14 protein-coding genes are annotated in these 16666 nt (G+C 71.1%); 7 read left to right on the plus strand and 7 right to left on the minus strand.

Annotated elements, in window-relative coordinates; genetic code table 11:
* Positions 1 to 45: 45 nt before the first annotated feature.
* Positions 46 to 2427: a phosphoketolase family protein gene (locus M2283_RS26320; protein WP_280878847.1), complete on the minus strand. Its 2382-nt coding sequence runs from the start codon at positions 2425 to 2427 to the stop codon at positions 46 to 48.
* Between the two features lie 49 nt (positions 2428 to 2476).
* Between M2283_RS26320 and ppk2 the strand changes: the two genes are divergently transcribed.
* On the plus strand, positions 2477 to 3280 hold the full coding sequence (ppk2, locus tag M2283_RS26325; RefSeq protein ID WP_280878848.1) for a polyphosphate kinase 2: 804 nt from the start codon (positions 2477 to 2479) through the stop codon (positions 3278 to 3280).
* Between the two features lie 191 nt (positions 3281 to 3471).
* Here the strand turns inward: ppk2 and M2283_RS26330 are convergent, their stop codons facing one another.
* On the minus strand, positions 3472 to 4101 hold the full coding sequence (locus M2283_RS26330; RefSeq protein ID WP_280878849.1) for a DoxX family protein: 630 nt from the start codon (positions 4099 to 4101) through the stop codon (positions 3472 to 3474).
* A gap of 268 nt (positions 4102 to 4369) precedes the next feature.
* Here M2283_RS26330 and M2283_RS26335 point away from each other — a divergent pair, with 268 nt between their 5' ends.
* Both M2283_RS26335 and M2283_RS26340 read left to right on the plus strand, forming a co-directional pair.
* Positions 4370 to 6094 carry a SulP family inorganic anion transporter gene (locus tag M2283_RS26335; protein ID WP_280879086.1) on the plus strand — a complete coding sequence of 575 codons (1725 nt, stop codon included), beginning with the start codon at positions 4370 to 4372 and terminating at the stop codon, positions 6092 to 6094.
* Positions 6095 to 6242: 148 nt separating this feature from the next.
* Positions 6243 to 6944, plus strand: coding sequence for a response regulator transcription factor (locus tag M2283_RS26340; RefSeq protein ID WP_280878850.1), 702 nt, complete (start codon positions 6243 to 6245; stop codon positions 6942 to 6944).
* A 55-nt stretch (positions 6945 to 6999) separates the two neighbouring features.
* Here M2283_RS26340 and M2283_RS26345 read toward each other — a convergent pair whose 3' ends face one another.
* A complete protein-coding gene (locus tag M2283_RS26345; RefSeq protein WP_280878851.1) occupies positions 7000 to 7854 on the minus strand; it encodes an alpha/beta fold hydrolase in 855 nt (284 codons plus the stop codon).
* Between the two features lie 125 nt (positions 7855 to 7979).
* Between M2283_RS26345 and M2283_RS26350 the strand changes: the two genes are divergently transcribed.
* A complete protein-coding gene (locus M2283_RS26350; protein WP_280878852.1) occupies positions 7980 to 9125 on the plus strand; it encodes a hypothetical protein in 1146 nt (381 codons plus the stop codon).
* Positions 9126 to 9230: 105 nt separating this feature from the next.
* Here M2283_RS26350 and M2283_RS26355 read toward each other — a convergent pair whose 3' ends face one another.
* Positions 9231 to 10433 (minus strand): FtsX-like permease family protein, encoded by a 1203-nt coding sequence (locus M2283_RS26355; protein ID WP_280878853.1) that lies wholly within the window; start codon positions 10431 to 10433, stop codon positions 9231 to 9233.
* Positions 10434 to 10588: 155 nt separating this feature from the next.
* Between M2283_RS26355 and M2283_RS26360 the strand changes: the two genes are divergently transcribed.
* From M2283_RS26360 to M2283_RS26370, 3 genes are all read left to right on the plus strand, one after another.
* Complete coding sequence (locus M2283_RS26360) at positions 10589 to 11449, plus strand: PaaX family transcriptional regulator (protein WP_280878854.1); 861 nt, start codon at positions 10589 to 10591, stop codon at positions 11447 to 11449.
* A gap of 217 nt (positions 11450 to 11666) precedes the next feature.
* The gene (locus M2283_RS26365; RefSeq protein ID WP_280878855.1) at positions 11667 to 13043 is read left to right on the plus strand and encodes an alpha/beta hydrolase; all 1377 of its coding nucleotides are present in this window, start codon (positions 11667 to 11669) and stop codon (positions 13041 to 13043) included.
* Positions 13044 to 13196: 153 nt separating this feature from the next.
* Positions 13197 to 14768 carry an MFS transporter gene (locus M2283_RS26370; RefSeq protein WP_280878856.1) on the plus strand — a complete coding sequence of 524 codons (1572 nt, stop codon included), beginning with the start codon at positions 13197 to 13199 and terminating at the stop codon, positions 14766 to 14768.
* A 71-nt stretch (positions 14769 to 14839) separates the two neighbouring features.
* On the opposite strand, the gene M2283_RS26375 is transcribed toward M2283_RS26370, so the two are convergent.
* The 3 genes from M2283_RS26375 to M2283_RS26385 all read right to left on the minus strand — a co-directional run bounded on the left by M2283_RS26375 (position 14840) and on the right by M2283_RS26385 (position 16648).
* A complete protein-coding gene (locus M2283_RS26375; protein WP_280878857.1) occupies positions 14840 to 15577 on the minus strand; it encodes an SAM-dependent methyltransferase in 738 nt (245 codons plus the stop codon).
* Between the two features lie 36 nt (positions 15578 to 15613).
* The gene (locus M2283_RS26380; RefSeq protein ID WP_280878858.1) at positions 15614 to 16261 is read right to left on the minus strand and encodes a WD40 repeat domain-containing protein; all 648 of its coding nucleotides are present in this window, start codon (positions 16259 to 16261) and stop codon (positions 15614 to 15616) included.
* Between the two features lie 69 nt (positions 16262 to 16330).
* Positions 16331 to 16648, minus strand: coding sequence for a hypothetical protein (locus M2283_RS26385; protein ID WP_280878859.1), 318 nt, complete (start codon positions 16646 to 16648; stop codon positions 16331 to 16333).
* Positions 16649 to 16666: the final 18 nt, after the last annotated feature.

Raw genomic sequence — 16666 nt, forward strand, 5'->3', positions numbered from 1 at the left:
CGACACCGTGGGCTCAAGGCGCCACGGTGTCGGAAGCAGGGATGCTCAGGCGTTCCAGGACCAGTCCGCGATCTCCGGCAGGTCGGTGCCGTACTCGCGGATCCAGGCGTGGTGGCGGGTGCGGGCGTCGGCCATCTGCTGGCGGACCGTGGCGGCGCGCACGGCGAGGCCGGGGACGCGGTCGATGACGTCCATGACCAGGCGGTAGCGGTCGAGGTCGTTGCGGACGACCATGTCGAACGGCGTGGTCGTGGTGCCGGACTCCTTGTAGCCGCGCACATGCAGGTTGGCGTGTCCGGCGCGGCGGTAGGCGAGCCGGTGGATGAGCCACGGATAGCCGTGGTAGGCGAAGACGACCGGCTTGTCGGTGGTGAACAGGCCGTCGTACTCGAAGTCGCTCATCCCGTGCGGGTGTTCATCGCGGGGCATGAGCCTCGTCATGTCGACGACGTTCACGACGCGCACGGCGAGATCGGGCAGATGCCGGCGCAGCAACTGGGCGGCGGCCAGCACCTCTTGGGTGGGAACGTCACCGGCGCAGGCGAGGACGACGTCGGGTTCGCCGCCGTTCTCGGTGCCCGCCCACTCCCAGATCCCTGCGCCACGGGCGCAGTGGGCGCGGGCCTGGTCCATCGAGAGCCAGTCGAAGCAGGGCTGCTTGCCGGCCACGATCACGTTGACGTAGTCGCGGCTGCGCAGGACGTGATCGGCCACGGAGAGAAGGGTGTTGGCGTCCGGTGGCAGGTAGACCCGGACGACCTCGGGGCTCTTGTTGAGGACGTGGTCGACGAAACCGGGGTCCTGGTGCGAGAAGCCGTTGTGGTCCTGGCGCCACACGTGCGAGGTCAGCAGGTAGTTGAGGGAGGCGATGGGCGCCCGCCACGGCAACTCCCTCGATGTCTTCAGCCACTTGATGTGCTGGTTGACCATCGAGTCGACGATGTGCACGAACGCCTCGTAGCAGGAGAACAGTCCGTGCCGACCGGTCAGCAGATAGCCCTCCAGCCAGCCCTGGCACAGGTGCTCGGAGAGGATCTCCATCACCCGGCCGTGCCGCTCCAGGTGCTCGTCCACCGGCAGCACCTGCGCCTGCCAGGCCTTCCCGCTGGCGTTGAACACCGCCTGCAGCCGGTTCGAGGCGGTCTCGTCCGGCCCTACGAGACGGAAGTCGCGGCTCGCCGCCGTGTCGTACATGACCTGTTCGAGGAGGTCACCGAGGATGCGCGTGGGCTCGTGCAGGGTCGTGCCCGGCTTGTCGACGGGGACGGCGAAGCGGTCCAGGGACGGGATCGGCAGGTCGTGAACGAGCAGACCGCCGTTGGCGTGCGGGCTGGACCCGAGCCGCTTGGCGCCTTCGGGCACGCAGGCCAGGACGTCCGCGACGGGCCGGCCGTCGGCGTCGAAGAGTTCGTCCGGGTGGTAGGAGCGCAGCCAGGCCTCCAACTGCCGCAGGTGCTCCGGGTTTTCGCGCACCCCGGACAGGGGCACCTGGTGTGCACGCCAGGTGCCCTCGACGGGAACGCCGTCGACCTCGGCGGGACCGGTCCAGCCCTTCGGGGTGCGCAGCACGATCATCGGCCAGTGCACGCGCTCGGTGACACCGTCCTCGCGCGCGGATCGTTGCATCACGGCGATGCGGTCCAGCGCGTCGTCGAACGCGGCGGCCATGGCCCGATGCACCTGCATCGGGTCGTCGCCGGTCACATGGATCGGCTCGTGGCCGTATCCCCTCAGCAGCTCGTCGAGTTCGGACTCCGGGAGCCGGGACAGCACGGTCGGGTTGGCGATCTTGTAGCCGTTCAGGTGGAGGATCGGCAGGACCGCGCCGTCGTGGACGGGGTCGAGGAACTTGTTGGAGTGCCAGGACGCGGCCAGCGGGCCGGTCTCGGCCTCACCGTCACCGATCACGCAGGCGACCAGCAGGTCCGGATTGTCGAAGGCGGCGCCGTAGGCGTGCGCGAGCGAGTAGCCGAGTTCCCCGCCCTCGTGGATCGAACCGGGCGTCTCGGGCGCCACATGGCTGGGCACCCCGCCGGGGAAGGAGAACTGCCGGAACAGCCGCCCCATGCCCGGCCCGTCGCGCGACACGTCCGGGTACGTCTCGCTGTAGCTGCCCTCCAGCCAGGAGTTGGCCAGCACGGACGGCCCGCCGTGCCCCGGACCCCACACGCACAGCGCGTCGATCCCCCGCGCCCCGATCACGCGATTGAGGTGGGTGTACACGAGGTTGAGCCCGGGCGAGGTGCCCCAGTGCCCGAGCAGCCGCGGCTTGATGTGCTCCGGCCTCAACGGCTCGGTCAGCAGCGGGTTCGACATCAGGTAGATCTGTCCGGCGGCCAGGTAGTTGGCGGCCCGCCAGTGGGCGTCCAGAGTGCGCAGTTCGGCGTCGGAAAGTACGGTGCTGTCCTGGTGTTCGACCTTGGGCATCAGGGGCTCCGGAAGTCATCGGCGTGGATCAACGGGCGATGGAGGCGGCATGGCCGGCAAGGACGCGGCGCGGCTGCCGCGCAAGGCGTACGAGAAGGAACTGCTGCGTCTGCAGACGGAGTTGGTGAAGCTGCAGGAGTGGGTGCGCGCGGAGGGCGCCCGGGTGATCGTGATCTTCGAAGGGCGGGACGCGGCGGGCAAGGGCGGCACCATCAAGCGCGTGTCCGAGCACCTCAACCCGCGGGTGGCGCGGATCGCGGCCCTGCCGAAGCCGACCGAGCGCGAACGCAGCCAGTGGTACTTCCAGCGTTACGTCGAGCATCTGCCGGCCGCCGGGGAGATCGTGCTGTTCGACCGCTCCTGGTACAACAGGGCCGGCGTCGAGCACGTGATGGGCTTCTGTACGAAGGAGGAGTACCAGCTCTTCCTGCGCCAGTGCCCGATCTTCGAGCGGATGCTGGTCGAGGCGGGGATCGTGCTGCGCAAGTACTGGTTCTCGGTGAGTGACACCGAGCAGCAGGAGCGGTTCCGCAAGCGGCTGGACGACCCGCTGCGGCGCTGGAAGCTCTCGCCGATGGACCTGGAGTCCATCACCCATTGGGAGGCCTACTCCCGGGCCAAGGACGAGATGCTGGTGCACACCGATGTCTCGGAGGCGCCGTGGTACGTCGTCGAGAGCGACGACAAGCGCCGGGCGCGCCTGAACATGATCGCCCACCTGCTGTCGTCCGTGCCGTACCGCGATGTGCCCCCGCCGGTACTGGAGCTGCCGCGGCGGCCGGTGTCGACCGGCTACGAGCGCCCGCCACGCGATCTGCAGACCTACGTCCTCGACCACGCGGCGACCCTCTGAACAGCGGCCACCGCGCTCACACCCGCTCGGGCCGGTCATGACGTCCACCTCCTGGGTCGGGGGTCCCGAATCGAGCTTCGTCCTTGGACGCGGCGCCCGACAGGGGCCGCAGGTCCCTGGAAGGGACCGACCGGCCCTGGTCGGTGTTCGGCGTCGCGGACCCTCGGCGGGGTCCGCGGCACCGCCCGCGGTCACCGCAGCCAGCGGCTGTCGCGGATCAGCGGGAGCCTCGCCCAGAGCCTGCCGAGACCCAGGGTGTCGCCGGCGGAGACAGCGGCCAGAACGATCAGGGCGACGGCGTAGATGAGGTGGTAGTCCACGAACGGGTTCGACGACATGCTCGGCGAGCCGTCCGAGAGGTGCTGGGCCGGCGGCCACTCCGCCACCCACATGAACACCATCATCAGAGTGCCAGCCACGGCCGCGAAGCGCAGCGCGACGCCGGCGACGAGCGCGACACCTACCCCGAGCAGACCGAGCATGAACAGCCAGTTCACCCAGGGATCCCCGGCCCAGGAGTGGAACGTGGACTCCATCGGGCCCGCGGCCACGCCGCTCAGGAAGCCCTTCGTCGGCGAGCCGCCGTCGGCCCAGCCCTTGCCGGAGGGGGTGGCGTAGCCGAGGCCGAAGGTCTTGTCGAGGAAGGCCCACAGGAAGACGAAGCCGGTGAGCAGACGAAGGGACGCGAAGGCGTAGGCCCGCGCGGCGTGGGTGTCGCTGTGTGCCGACACGGCGGACTGGGAGGCGGGGGCGGTCCCATTGCCGCGGAAGGACGGCAGGTGGAAGCCCTGGCTCTGACGAGGGCGCTCGTGAACGGCCATGGTGGTGATCCCTTCGGGGAGGAGTGGGACTGTCGTCCGCTCGGTGTCTGACGCTCCTCACTCTCGTCCCGTGCGACGGTGACCGCCGGATGCCGAAGGTCCGTGACCACAGGGCTGAACGGCCCTGTCTTCAGGGACCGTTGGGGTGCCCGCCCGGCCCCCGGTCAACTGGTGCACACCCCACCTGTCGCGACCGTGACCTTGCCGGTGGATCCTGAGGTCGAACGGGGAGAGGTGGCACATGTCCCAGGACGCGGACAGACAGGACATGGACGGAACAGGCGGACACCACGCGGACGCCCATGTTCCGAGATGGCGCGGTCTGGTGCCCGGAGCCGTCGCCCTCCTCGGCTACCGGCGCGCCTGGCTGCGGGGCGACCTGCTGGCCGGTGTCACGGTGGCCGCGTACCTGGTTCCGCAGGTCATGGCCTACGCCGGCGTGGCCGGGCTGCCGCCGGTCGCCGGTCTGTGGGCGATCCTGCCCGCCCTCGCCCTGTACGCGCTCTTCGGGTCCTCACGCCTGCTCTCGGTGGGCCCCGAGTCCACGACCGCGCTGATGACCGCCACCGTGGTCGGCCCGCTCGCCGCCGGTGACCCCGGGCGCTACGCGACCCTGGCGGCCGCCCTCGCGGTCACGGTCGGACTGCTGTGCCTGGTGGCGTGGGCGGTGCGGCTCGGCTTCCTCGCGGACCTGCTCTCCCGCCCGGTCCTGATCGGCTACCTGGCGGGCGTGGCGCTGATCATGATGGTGGACCAACTGCCCAAACTCACCGGCGTGAAGACGACCGGCTCCGAGTTCTTCCCTCAACTCTGGTCCGCCATAGGACACTTGCCCGACGCCCACGCGGCCACCATCGTCCTGTCCGCCGCCCTACTCGCGTTCCTCTTCACGGTTTCCAGGTACGTCCGTGCCGTGCCCGGTCCGCTGCTCGCCGTCGTCCTCGGCACGGTCGCGGTGGTGGCCTTCGACCTCGACGACCGGTACGGCATCAAGGTCATCGGCGAGGTTCCGTCGGGCCTGCCCGGCCTCGCCTGGCCGGACCTGGGCGAGCTGCCGCATCTGGTGCTGCCGGCCCTCGGCGTGCTCCTCGTCGGGTACACCGACTTCATCCTGACCGCGCGGGCCTTCACCGGACACGACGACGAGAACCCCGGGCCGGACGCCAACCAGGAGTTCCTGGCGCTGGGCACGGCCAACCTCGGCGCGGGCGTCCTGCACGGCTTCCCCGTCAGCAGCAGCGCCAGCCGCACCGCGCTCGCCGCCTCGGCGGGCGCCCGCAGCCAGGCGTACTCCCTGGTGGCAGGCGCGGTGGTGCTGGCGGTGCTGCTGTTCCTCAGCCCGCTGCTGCATCGCACCCCGTCGGCCGTACTGGGCGCGCTCGTCGTGTACGCCGCCGTCCGCATGATCGACCTCGCGGGTTTCCGCCGCCTCGCGTCCTTCCGCCGCCGCGAACTCCTGCTGGCCCTCGGCTGCCTGGCCGGCGTGCTCGCCCTGGACATCCTCTACGGAGTGATCGTGGCCGTCGGCCTGTCCGTGGCCGAGTTGCTCACGCGGGTGGCCCGCCCGCACGACGCCGTCGAAGGACTGGTGCCCGGTGTCGCCGGCATGCACGACGTGGACGACTACCCACAGGCCCGTACCGTCCCCGGCCTGCTTGTCTACCGCTACGACTCACCGCTGTTCTTCGCCAACGCCGAGAACTTCAAGCGCCGCGCCCTGGCCGCCGTCGCCGAACAGACCGACCCGGTCCGGTGGTTCGTCCTCAACGCCGAGGCCAACGTCGAGGTCGACATCACCGCCCTCGACGCGGTCGACGCACTGCGCCGCGAACTCACCGATCGCGGCATCGTGTTCGCCCTCGCACGCGTCAAGCAGGACCTCATGCACGACCTTGAGGTGTACGGCCTGGCGGACTCCGTCGGAGCGGACCTGATCTTCCCCACCCTGCCGACGGCCGTGGCCGCGTACCGCGCACGGTCCCGCGATCAGTAGACGTACAGCCCGGTGCAGGGAGCGTCGAGCGGGCGCAACTCGAAGCCGACTGGGGCCGGTCGGCCCTAGTGCATCCGGGTCCGGCGAGCGACGATCGTCCTTACGGGCAGCTCGCAGACCGTCCGCCACCGCGGAACAAGGGGTCGTCATGGCCGAGACACGCACCTTCACGCAGCAGCACCCGATCCGTGTCTTCCTGCTGGACGACCACGAGGTCGTACGACGCGGCATCACCGACCTCCTCGGCACCGAACCGGACATCTCGGTGGTCGGCGACGCGGACACCGTCGAGCACGCCCTCGCCCGCTGCCCCGCACTGCGCCCGGACGTCGCCGTGCTCGACGTACGCCTCCCCGACGGCGACGGCATCACCGTCTGCCGGGAACTGCGCAGCCGGATGCCGGAATTGGCCTGCCTCATGCTGACCTCGTTCGACGAGGAGGACGCCCTGCTCGACGCGATCATGGCAGGGGCCTCGGGCTACGTCCTCAAACAGATCAGGGGTTCCGACCTGGTTTCGGCGGTACGGACGGTCGCCTCGGGCCAGTCCATGCTGGACCCCGCGACCACGGCCCGCCTGATGCGCTCGCTGCGTGCCGACCCCACCGAAACGCCCACCGTCTCACCCGAGCTGGCGAGCCTGTCCCCCCGCGAACGAGACATCCTCGCCCTGATCGGGGACGGCCTGACCAACCGCGAGATCGGCAAGAAGCTCTACCTGTCGGAGAAAACCGTCAAGAACCACATCTCCCGACTGCTGGCCAAACTCGGCGTCCAACGCCGCGTCCAGGCCGCGGTCCTGGCCTCCCAACTGGAGCAACCGCACACCGGCGGCCGCCCCACGAAGTAAGCGCCGCCCGGGCCGAGTTCACCCATCTCGGACCGGTACGTTCCCGGTCGCGGCGCTAGCCTGCCGCGTCCGCGGCGCTGTGCTTGAGGATCGCGCCGACGATCGTCTCCCAGTCGGCACCCTCGACCCCGTGGCCGGCCCCCTCCAGGACCATCGACCTCGCGGCGGGGATCTCCTGCGCCAACGCCTCGCCGTGCGCGAGCGGGAACATCGGATCCGCCGTCCCATGAATCACCAACGTGGGCACGGGGATCGACGACAACGGCTGTTCCGGCAGCTTGCCGGTGTCGATCTCGTCGTGGTTCCGCACCGCCGCGAAGTCCCGGGCACGCTCGACATCGCGACGGACGAGGTCGCGGGCGGCGGCCTCGTCGAACGGGCGCCTGCCTCCCGCGAGCACCCGTGAATAGTCGACCAGATAGTCGATCACCGACTCGGCGTCGGACCAATCGGCCTGCGCGGTCGAGACGAAGCGCATGAACTCCTCGGTCGGCGGGGGCAGTTCGCGGTCGCCGGGCACGGCAGGGGACGTACTGATCAGGACGAGCGAGAGAACGCGATCGGGGCGCTCCAGCGCGAGCAGTTGTGCCATCGCCCCGCTGGCGGAGACGCCCACGACGTGCGCGGCCGGGATCTCGTAGGCGTCGAGCACGCCCACGGCGTCGCCGACCATGTCTGCACCCGTGTAGCCGGGCTCGCCCTGCGCGTAGGTGATCGACCGGCCGGTGTCGCGGTGGTCGTAGCGGATGACCTGGCGTCCGCCCGCCGCGAGCATGCGGCAGAAGCCCTCCTCCCACCAGAGCATCGAGGCTCCGGTGCCCATGATGAGCAGGACCGGCGGATCCGACGAGTCGCCGAAGGGCTCGGTGCACAGTTCGACGCCGTCCACCTCGATCATGCGCTCTGCCATCGCCGCCCTCCTCTGCTGATCCTGAGGCCCACCCATTGTCCATCCGATGGCGACCGACTGCTCGACGCGACGGACGCGGTCGACGGGCTGCGCGCCCGGTTCTGAGCTCATGTGAGGATGTGCCGATGACGTGGCTGACGAAACGCGGGCGGTGGACGGTCGGACTGATGGCCGCGGCGAGTGCGGCGCTGGTGCTGAGCGCCTGCGGCACGGACGGCTCGGGCGGTTCCGGCCACGGGGGCTCCGGGGACCGCGAGGCGAAGTACAAGCGCGTCATCGAGGACCCCCACCCCCGCCCCGCCGACGTCATCGAGGCGGCCGGCGCGCCCACCGGCGTGGCCCGCGCGGGCGACGGCTCGCTGCTGCTGACGTACGACGCCGGCAACGTCGAGGACGACGAGGGGCCGGCCGCCACCGCCTGGCGCATCGTCGGTCCCGACGGCCGTACCGTCGCCGAGCACGCGGAACACGCGGACGCGGAGGCGCAGCCGCCCGCGTTCAAGGGCGTGCCCGGGGGCTTCGTGCGGGTGCCGTCGGGTGAGCCGCCCGAGGGGGCGTACGCCCTCGATGTGCACGGCAAGCGGCAGAAGGTCGTCACCACCGAGACCCCGTTGCGCACCCGCCCCGGCGACATCCTGCTCGCCGAGCTGGAGCCGACCCTCCTCTACCGCCCCGCCACGCGCACCCTGGCACCCCCGTCCGGAGTTCCGGACGACGCCGTCCGGGTCGCCGTCGACGAGCGGGGCACGGTCTGGAGCCTGGCGCAGCCCCTGACCGAGGACCCCAACAGCGTCGTACGGCAGCGCGACGGCCGCACCCTTGGCTCCACGGCCGTCCCGAAGCCGTACGCGGGGGGCATTCTCGTCGCGCGGGGCGGCACCGCGGCGCTGTCCCTCACCCAAGGCGAGGGCGTGCGCGGCCTGTTGGTGACGACGGACGACGGCGAGCACTGGCGGACGGTCCTCGGCGGCGGCATTCCCTGGAAGGACCTGAAGGGTGGCCCGGAGTCGCTGGTCCTCGAACTGCTCACGGACGGGCGGCTGTTGGTCGGTGAGGAAGGCGGCCGGTACTGGCTCGCCGACGACCGCACCGCCGGCGCCTTCCATGAGGTGAAGACGCCGGCGGCCTTCACGTCGTTCGCCGTCGACGGTACGACGCTCTACGGCATCGCGGACGCGACGACGGCGACGTACGACCTGGTCAAGGGCGAAGGGCTGTGGGTCTCTCGCGACGGCGGACGCGAGTGGCGGCGCTACGAGCAGCGCGGGTAGGGCGGAACGGGGGCGGGTGCGGGGAGCGAGCACGCGTCCACATCCGCATGCGTACCCGTACCCGTACCCACGTCCGCATCCGTATCCGCGTCCGTATCCGCGAGGTCAGACCGGCCGCACCGCCTCCGCCGGCTGGAGGCGGGCCGCGCGGCTTGCCGGGTAGAGGCCGGCCAAGCCGCCGACCGTGAGGGCGGCCAGTACGCCGCCGGCCAGGCCCTGGGCGGGCAGGACGACCGGCCAGTCCGCGCTGATGTCGTACCCGACGGTGATCGCGGCGCCGAGCGCCACCCCGACGAGTCCGCCCGCTCCCGCCTGGGCCAGGGCCTCCACCAGAAACTGCGCCCTGATGTGCCGCCGTGAGGCGCCGAGCGCGCGCCGCACCCCGATCTCGCCCCGCCGCTCCAGCACCGAGATGACCATGACGTTGCCGATACCGACCCCGCCCACCAGCAACGCGACCCCGCCGAGCCCGAGCAGCAGTGCCGTGAACGAGGTGTCCGCGGCGGCCCGTGCCTCCAGCGCGTCCGACGGCCGGGTGACCTCGACCTCTTCCGGGCTCCGCGGGTCGGCGGTGCCGGCAGCCACCTCGTACACGGAGTTGACATGCCGCGGGTCGGTCCTGAGATACACCGTCGTGGGTGACCCCTCGTAGCCGAATTCCTGCCTGGCGATCTGGTCGCCGATCATCGCCGTGTTGTCGAGTTCGGGCGCCAGCGGCATCGCCTTGAGTACGCCGACCACCGCGAACCACTGGTCCCCGAGCCAGACCACCTGCTCACCCCGGTTCAGATCAACTCCCTGGAGCCGCGCTGCCGTTGTGCCGAGCACGACCGTGGGGTAGCCGTTCGTCCCGTGGTTGAGCCAGTGTCCGGCGGCGAGTTCGCCGCCCAGGGTGCTCAACAGACCGTCGTCGGCCGCCAGTACGGCCGTCCCCCTGGTGTCGGTCGCCGGCAGCCGGTCGCTGCGTCGTACGGTCACGTCCAGTTGGGCGGTCGTGGCGACGGCCCGCACCTGGTCGAGGAGCGACAGCCGGCCCGGCGCCTGCGTCGGAAGGTGGGCGCCGTCCTTCGCGGTGAGCATCAGCACCGGCGTCCAGACCTGCTCCGCCCGCAGCCGCCGCGCGACGTCGTACCCGTTGAGCGAGGGCAGCATGATGTCCAGCACGATGACGTCATGTGCTCCCTCGCACGCCTGCCAGTACCCCTCCAGGCCGTCGTGCACGACATCGACCCCGAACCCCTCGGCCACCAGCCCGGCGAACAGCACGTCCGCCAACCGCGCATCGTCCTCGACCACCAGTACCCGCATCGCGCCCACGGTGGCACAACACCCTGAACACGGCCTGAATGGCGTCACCCCGAGCAGGCGCGCGACACCGACATCGGACCTTTCACGTATTGCCGTCACAGAAGTGACACACTTTTCGCGGCGGAGGCAGGTGACGCTCGCCCCGGGCCTACGCTGTGGCGGTGACCAGTGTCGATGTCGCCGCCGGACCGGCCGCCGAGAGCGGCCCCGAACCGCGTACCCAGTCCCTGATGCTGACCTTCTTCGGCGCTCATGTGCTGGGGCGGTCCGTCGCCGTGTCGTCGGGCAGTGTGATCGCCGCGCTCGGCAGGGTGGGCAGCACCGAGGAGGCGGTACGGACCACGCTGAACCGGATGGTCAAACGGGATCTGCTGGAGCGCACCCGGCAGGGCCGGAAGACCTACTTCGAGCTGACGCCGCACGCGGTCCAGGTGCTGACGGACGGCAGGGACCGCATCTGGCGCACCGGCGCCGTCAACCGGGACTGGGACGGCCGGTGGACGATGGTGGGCTTCTCGCTGCCCGAGGCCTGGAGCCGTGAACGGCACGATCTGCGCTCCCGCCTGATCTGGGCGGGCTTCGGCCCGTTGCAGAACGGACTGTGGGTGGCCCCGGCACGCGTCGACGTCCGCGAGATGGTGGCGGGGCTCGGCCTGGAGTCGTATCTGAGGGTGTTCCGGGCCGAGGTGGACTCGCCCACCGATGTCCGCGAGGTGCTGGAGCAGGCCTTCGACGTGCCGGCCATCGGCGCGCGGTACCGGTCGTTCCTGGAGCGCTGGGACCGCACGGAGCCGCTGCCCGCCGCCGCGTCCGGCGATGAACTCGCGGGCCAACTCCTGGTGCACACCGACTGGTTGGACCTGGTGCGACGGGACCCGCATCTGCCCGCCGAGCACCTGCCGGCGGACTGGCCCGCCGGTCAGGCGGAGACCGTATTCCGCGGCTTGGCCGGCCGCTGGGAGCGCCCGGCGGCGCGTGCGGCGGCGCAGCTGCTCGACACCCTGACGCTGGGCTGACCCAAGCCGCCACAACTGGGCCCACTCACACCTCCACCGGGCCGCCCCGCACCGGCAACGGACTGATCCGCGTCCCGGCCCGCGAGTCCGTACGCGGATCCGTCCACCCCGTTATTGGTCATTCTATTGACGGCGATGAAAAAAGAGCCCTACATTCGCAGCGCTCGTCCAGCACGCTCCCCCACTCGGTCCCCACTCGATCCGCGGAGCCGCCGCCATGCCCCGTCCCCGCCCTCGCCCCCTTCCTCGTCCCCGTCTCTCGGTCCTCGCCGCCGCTTGTGCGACCGCCCTCGCGACTGCCCTTCTCGGACCGGCGACAGCCGCCCAGGCCGCCACCGCCGAGCACTACACCGGGACGCTGTCCGACGGCGCCACCTGGATCGCGGACAAGCCCGCGCAGTGGAACGGCACCCTGCTGCTGTTCAGCCACGGCTTCGGCCCGACCACCGCCGCCGACGCCCCGTCGGCCGCCGCGCAAAAGGCCCTGCTCGACGGCGGATACGCACTCGCCGGCTCCTCGTACGATCCGAACGGTTCGATGTGGGCGCTCGACTCGGCCGAGCGGGACCAGTTCGCCGCGCTCGACGCCTTCCACCGCCAGGTCGGCACACCGAGCCGGGTCATCTCGGTGGGCCAGTCGATGGGCGGCCTGGTCAACGCGCAGCTCGCCCGGGACGGCGCGGGACGCGTCGACGGCGCACTCGGCCTCTGCGGCCTGGTCGCGGGCGGCGTCGACCTGGACAACTACCAACTGGACGCCGAGTACACCCTGGCCACGTTCTTCGACCCGGCCGACGCCGACAAGCTCGTGAACCTGGACAGCCAGGCCGAGGGCGCCGCGCTCGCCGCCCGGCTCACGCAGGCGGTGGAGACAGCGCAGCAGACCCCGGCCGGGCGGGCTCGCATCGCCCTGGCCGCCGCCTTCCTCAACCTGGCCGACTGGGCACCGGGCCAACTCCCGCCCGCGCGCGATGACTTCGCGGGCCAGGAGCAGCAGCAGTACGCGTGGCTCGCTCAGGGTCTGCTCAGCTTCATCGTGCCGGCGCGCTGGTCGGTGGAGCAGTCCGCGGGCGGCAACACGTCGTGGAACAAGGGCGTCGACTACGCCGGCCTGCTGCGCGAGTCCGCCCACGCCAAGCAGATCGAGACGCTCTACCGCGACGCCGGACTCAACCTACGGGCCGACCTGAACCACCTCACCGACGGCGCCGGCATCACAGCCGACCGGGCCGCCGTGGCCCATCTGAAGCAGACCTCCACCGCCGGGCAGGGCCTGGCCGTGCCGCTGCTGGACATCCACAACACCGCCGACCAACTCGTTCCCGTGGAGCAGGAGACGGCCTTCGCCGGGCGGGTGCACAGGGCCGGCGACTCCGCGCTGCTGCGTCAGGCCTACGTCGCACGCCAGAGCCACTGCAACTTCACCACCGCCGAAGTCGTCGCCGGCCTGCACGCCGTGGAGCACCGGGTGGACACCGGGCACTGGGGCGACTCCACCACCGCCGCCGAACTCCAGCGCAGCGCCGACAAGTTGGGCCTCGACGGCGCCGCCTTCACCGACTACCGGCCGAGCCGGTTGACCGGCACGCGCTGACGACCACCGGCCAAGCCGTCTGACGAGCACGCGCCGATGGCTATTCGCCGAGCCACCTGACCTCCACGCGCTGATGCCGAGACACCTGACCTCCACGCGCTGACCGCGAAGCACCCTCTCCCTACCCGAGCCTCCCGCCCTCAGGAGCCCTCCGTGTCAACGACGACCAAGCCCTCCGCGACAACCGCCACCGGCCCCGGCCTGACCACCGGCACCCTTGTCGCCGGACTCCTCGCCGTCTGCCTCGCCCAGATCGGCCTGGCCATACCGGCCACCCTCAACGGCCTGTTCCAGTCCGACCTGCACCCGGTCGGCTCACAACTCACCTGGATCTCCGACGCGTTCCTGCTCCCGGTCGCCGTACTGGAGTTGACCTTCGGCCTGCTCGGCGACCTCTTCGGCCGCAAGCGGCTGCTGGTCGGCGGCGCGGCGCTGCTCGCCGTGGGCGAAGTGGTCAGCGCCACCGCCTCCGGCGTCCACCAGCTCTGGGCGGGCCAGGCGTTGGCCGGCCTGGGTGCGGCAGCCCTCTTCCCCACCTCGCTGGCCATCCTGGCCGCCGGCACCACCTCGCCCGCACAGCGCGCCCGGGTCATCGCGATGTGGGCGGCCCTGCTGTCCACCGGCGGCTTCCTCGCCCCGCTGCTCGGCGGCGTCACCGCCACCTACGGCTCGTGGCGCTGGTCCTTCGTCGTCGTCACGGTCGTCGCCGCGGCCAGCGCGGTCGTCAGCGCCCGGTTCGCCGTCAACTCCAGTGCCCCCGAGGGCCGTTCGCTGGACCTGGCGGGCCAGGTCACCATCGGTCTGGGCCTGTTCGCCCTGCTCTACGCCATCATCCAGGGGCCGACGGACGGCTGGGCCTCGCCGTCGATCGTCATCGCCTTCGTCCTGGCGGCCGTGTTCCTCGCCGCCTTCATCCTGGCCGAGAAGCACGCCAAGTCCCCGCTGCTGCGCCTCGATCTGTTCCGCAACCGCGCCTTCGCGGTGGCCTCGATCGTGGCCGTGGTCGGCATGTTCGCCTTCCTCGGCACCGCCTACTCCGTGAGCATCCGGCTCGGCCCGGTGCAGGACCAGGCGCCCATGCGGACGGGCCTGGCCTTCGTCCTGCTCAACGGCATCGCTCTGGTGATGCTGCCCGTGACGGAACGCCTGCTGCGCACGGTGGCGCCGGGGCTGTTGCTGGGTGCGGGACTGCTGCTGATCGCGGCGGGCGACTACCTGGCGGCCACCTTGCCGATCACCGACACCGCCTTCACCTCGCTGATCCTGCCGCTCGGTCTCGTCGGCCTCGGTTTCGCCGTCACCGTCTCCTCGATCACGGCAACAGCCGTCAACACCGTGCCGGTTCACCTGGCCGGCATGGCCAGCGCCACCACCAACCTGCTGCGCGACTTCGGCTTCACCCTCGGCCCGGCGATCATCGGCGCGGTCGCCCTCAGCCGGGCGGCGAGCAGTTTCTCCGAGTCCTTGAGCGACTCGGCCCTGCCGGGGGCCCTCAAGGGCGCGGGCACGGCCGTACTGGAGGAAGGCGGCCCGCTCGCGGTGAACGGCGCCTCGGAGGCGTCGCCGAAACTGGCCGACCTGCACCCGCTCGCCATGGACGCCCTCGGCCACGGTTATTCGATCGGCTTCGTGGTCTGTGGCTCGGCCGCACTGTTCTCGGCCCTGCTGGCCCTCGTCGCCCTCCGCGGCCGGGCCGCCTCACGCGAGGATTCGTCAGAGCTCTAGGGCTCGGCCGGACGCGCGCTCCAGGCAAGGGATCCACGACGCCGAGGGCGCGGAGCGCGCGGCCCGGGCCGTCAGTCCGACGTCCGACGCAGGACCAGCGAGACGAAGCCCCAGCTGTCCCGGTAGACGCGCAGCCATTCGGAGCGCCGAGTGGTGGCTGTCGCGAGTACGTCCGCACTGTCCGGATCCGCCGGGTGGTCCAGGGCCCACGCGGCCAACGTCCCCCAGCATGCCCATTCGTAGTCGTCCAGCTCGCGGCGCGTGCTGACGTGCCCGTCGACAGGGGTCCAGCCGTCGGCGACGACGCGGTCCACGGTGGTCGCGAGGTCGCTGAAGTCCCCGAGCATCTCGATGGCCTCCTGGGAGGGTTCGCGCTCCCAGAGTCCGTCACCGATCAGGACGCGGCCGCCGGGCGCCAGGTGCTTGCGTGCCGCCACGAGGGTGGGGAGCAGACCGCCGAAGGCATGCGCGGCCCCGACGCTGAGCACCAGGTCGAACGGCTGCGCGGAGGTGAAGCCCGCGGCCTCCTGCCGGTGGAGAACGAGGCGCTCCTCCACGCCGAGCCGGTTCGCCGCCTCGCGGGCTTGTGCCAAGGCGTCCTCGGAGATGTCGACGCCCTCGGCGTGCAGGTGCGGGCGCGTGGTCAGGGCGCGTAGGAGCCATTCCCCGCCGCCGCAGCCGAGGTCGAGCACACGCTCGTCGCCGCGTGGGGCGCCGCGTTCCAGCAGCCGGCGTACCGAGTCGTCGTCGAGCGGGGACTTAATCGGGTGGCCGGCATGGGCGATCCTGGACATCTGTTCACGGTTCACCGGCGCAGCTTGCCAGCGGCGCAGGCAACGCACACCTCATTTTCCGTGGTCATGCGGCGGGGCAGGGCGGGTCGTAGTCCGCCGCCGCGAAGTACCGTGCCCATTCCGCTCCGGTGATCCGCGGGTAGGCGCTGTCGCGGATTCGAGCGGCGACCCGATCCAGGCCGGTGTGTCCGACAGCCGGATCGTGAAGTCGTTGCCGCCGGTGGCCAGGGTGTCGCCGTGCGGGCCGAACGCCACGGCCGGTACCGGATTCGAGTGGCCGGCGAGAACGGCGGCAGCAGCCCCACCTCTCACGTCCCACAGCCGCACCGATCCCTCGCTCGCCGCCGCCAGGACGCTACCGCCCCGCCCGAACGCGACCGACAGAAGCCTCAAGGGCTCATGCAGGACCGCCAGTTGGACGGGACGGTGTGCGTTCCCGACGTCCCACAGGCGGACCGTGCGGTCCCAACTCACGGTCGCCAGAACCGTGCTCCGCGGAGCGAAGGAGATCGAGACGACGTCGGAGGTGTGGCCGGTGAGTCGGCTCGTGTATGTCGTCGTGACGGTGCTCATGAGCTGATCGCGGACGTCGACCGTGTCCGCCAACCGGTACGCGGCCAGGTTCAACTGCGCGGCGAGCGCGGGGTTGTGCCGCCGTACCTCGGCCGCGTCCGCGGCGACCTTCCGTGCGATGGCCACATTGCGCTGCCGGACCGCCGAGTTGCGCCGGCACCAACGTCGGGCACGCACCCCCGCTGAGCCGCCGCGTCAGGCGAGGGGCTCGTGGTTGACCCAGATCGCCTTGTACGGGCGGCGGGCCTGCCAGCTGTCTATGAACTCGCCGATGCCGGGGAGGGCGAAGGCGGTGTTGAGGGCGTCGAGGTCGGCCAGGCCGAGCTGGACGACGGCGGACGCGACAGCCACCGGGGCGTGGTCGTCGCTGGGGGCGCGCAGGTGGTGGCGGGCGGCGAAGGACTGGAAGAGGCCGGTCCCCATGGACAGTTCCTCAAGCCCTTTCAGGTACTCGTCGAGCTCGTCCGAGGGAATCGGTTCGTCGAAGGCAACGATCATCGTGTGGTGAATCATGCTTCGATTTAACTGGTG

It is taken from the genome of Streptomyces pseudovenezuelae, assembly GCF_029892565.1.
GTDB lineage: Bacteria > Actinomycetota > Actinomycetes > Streptomycetales > Streptomycetaceae > Streptomyces > Streptomyces pseudovenezuelae_A.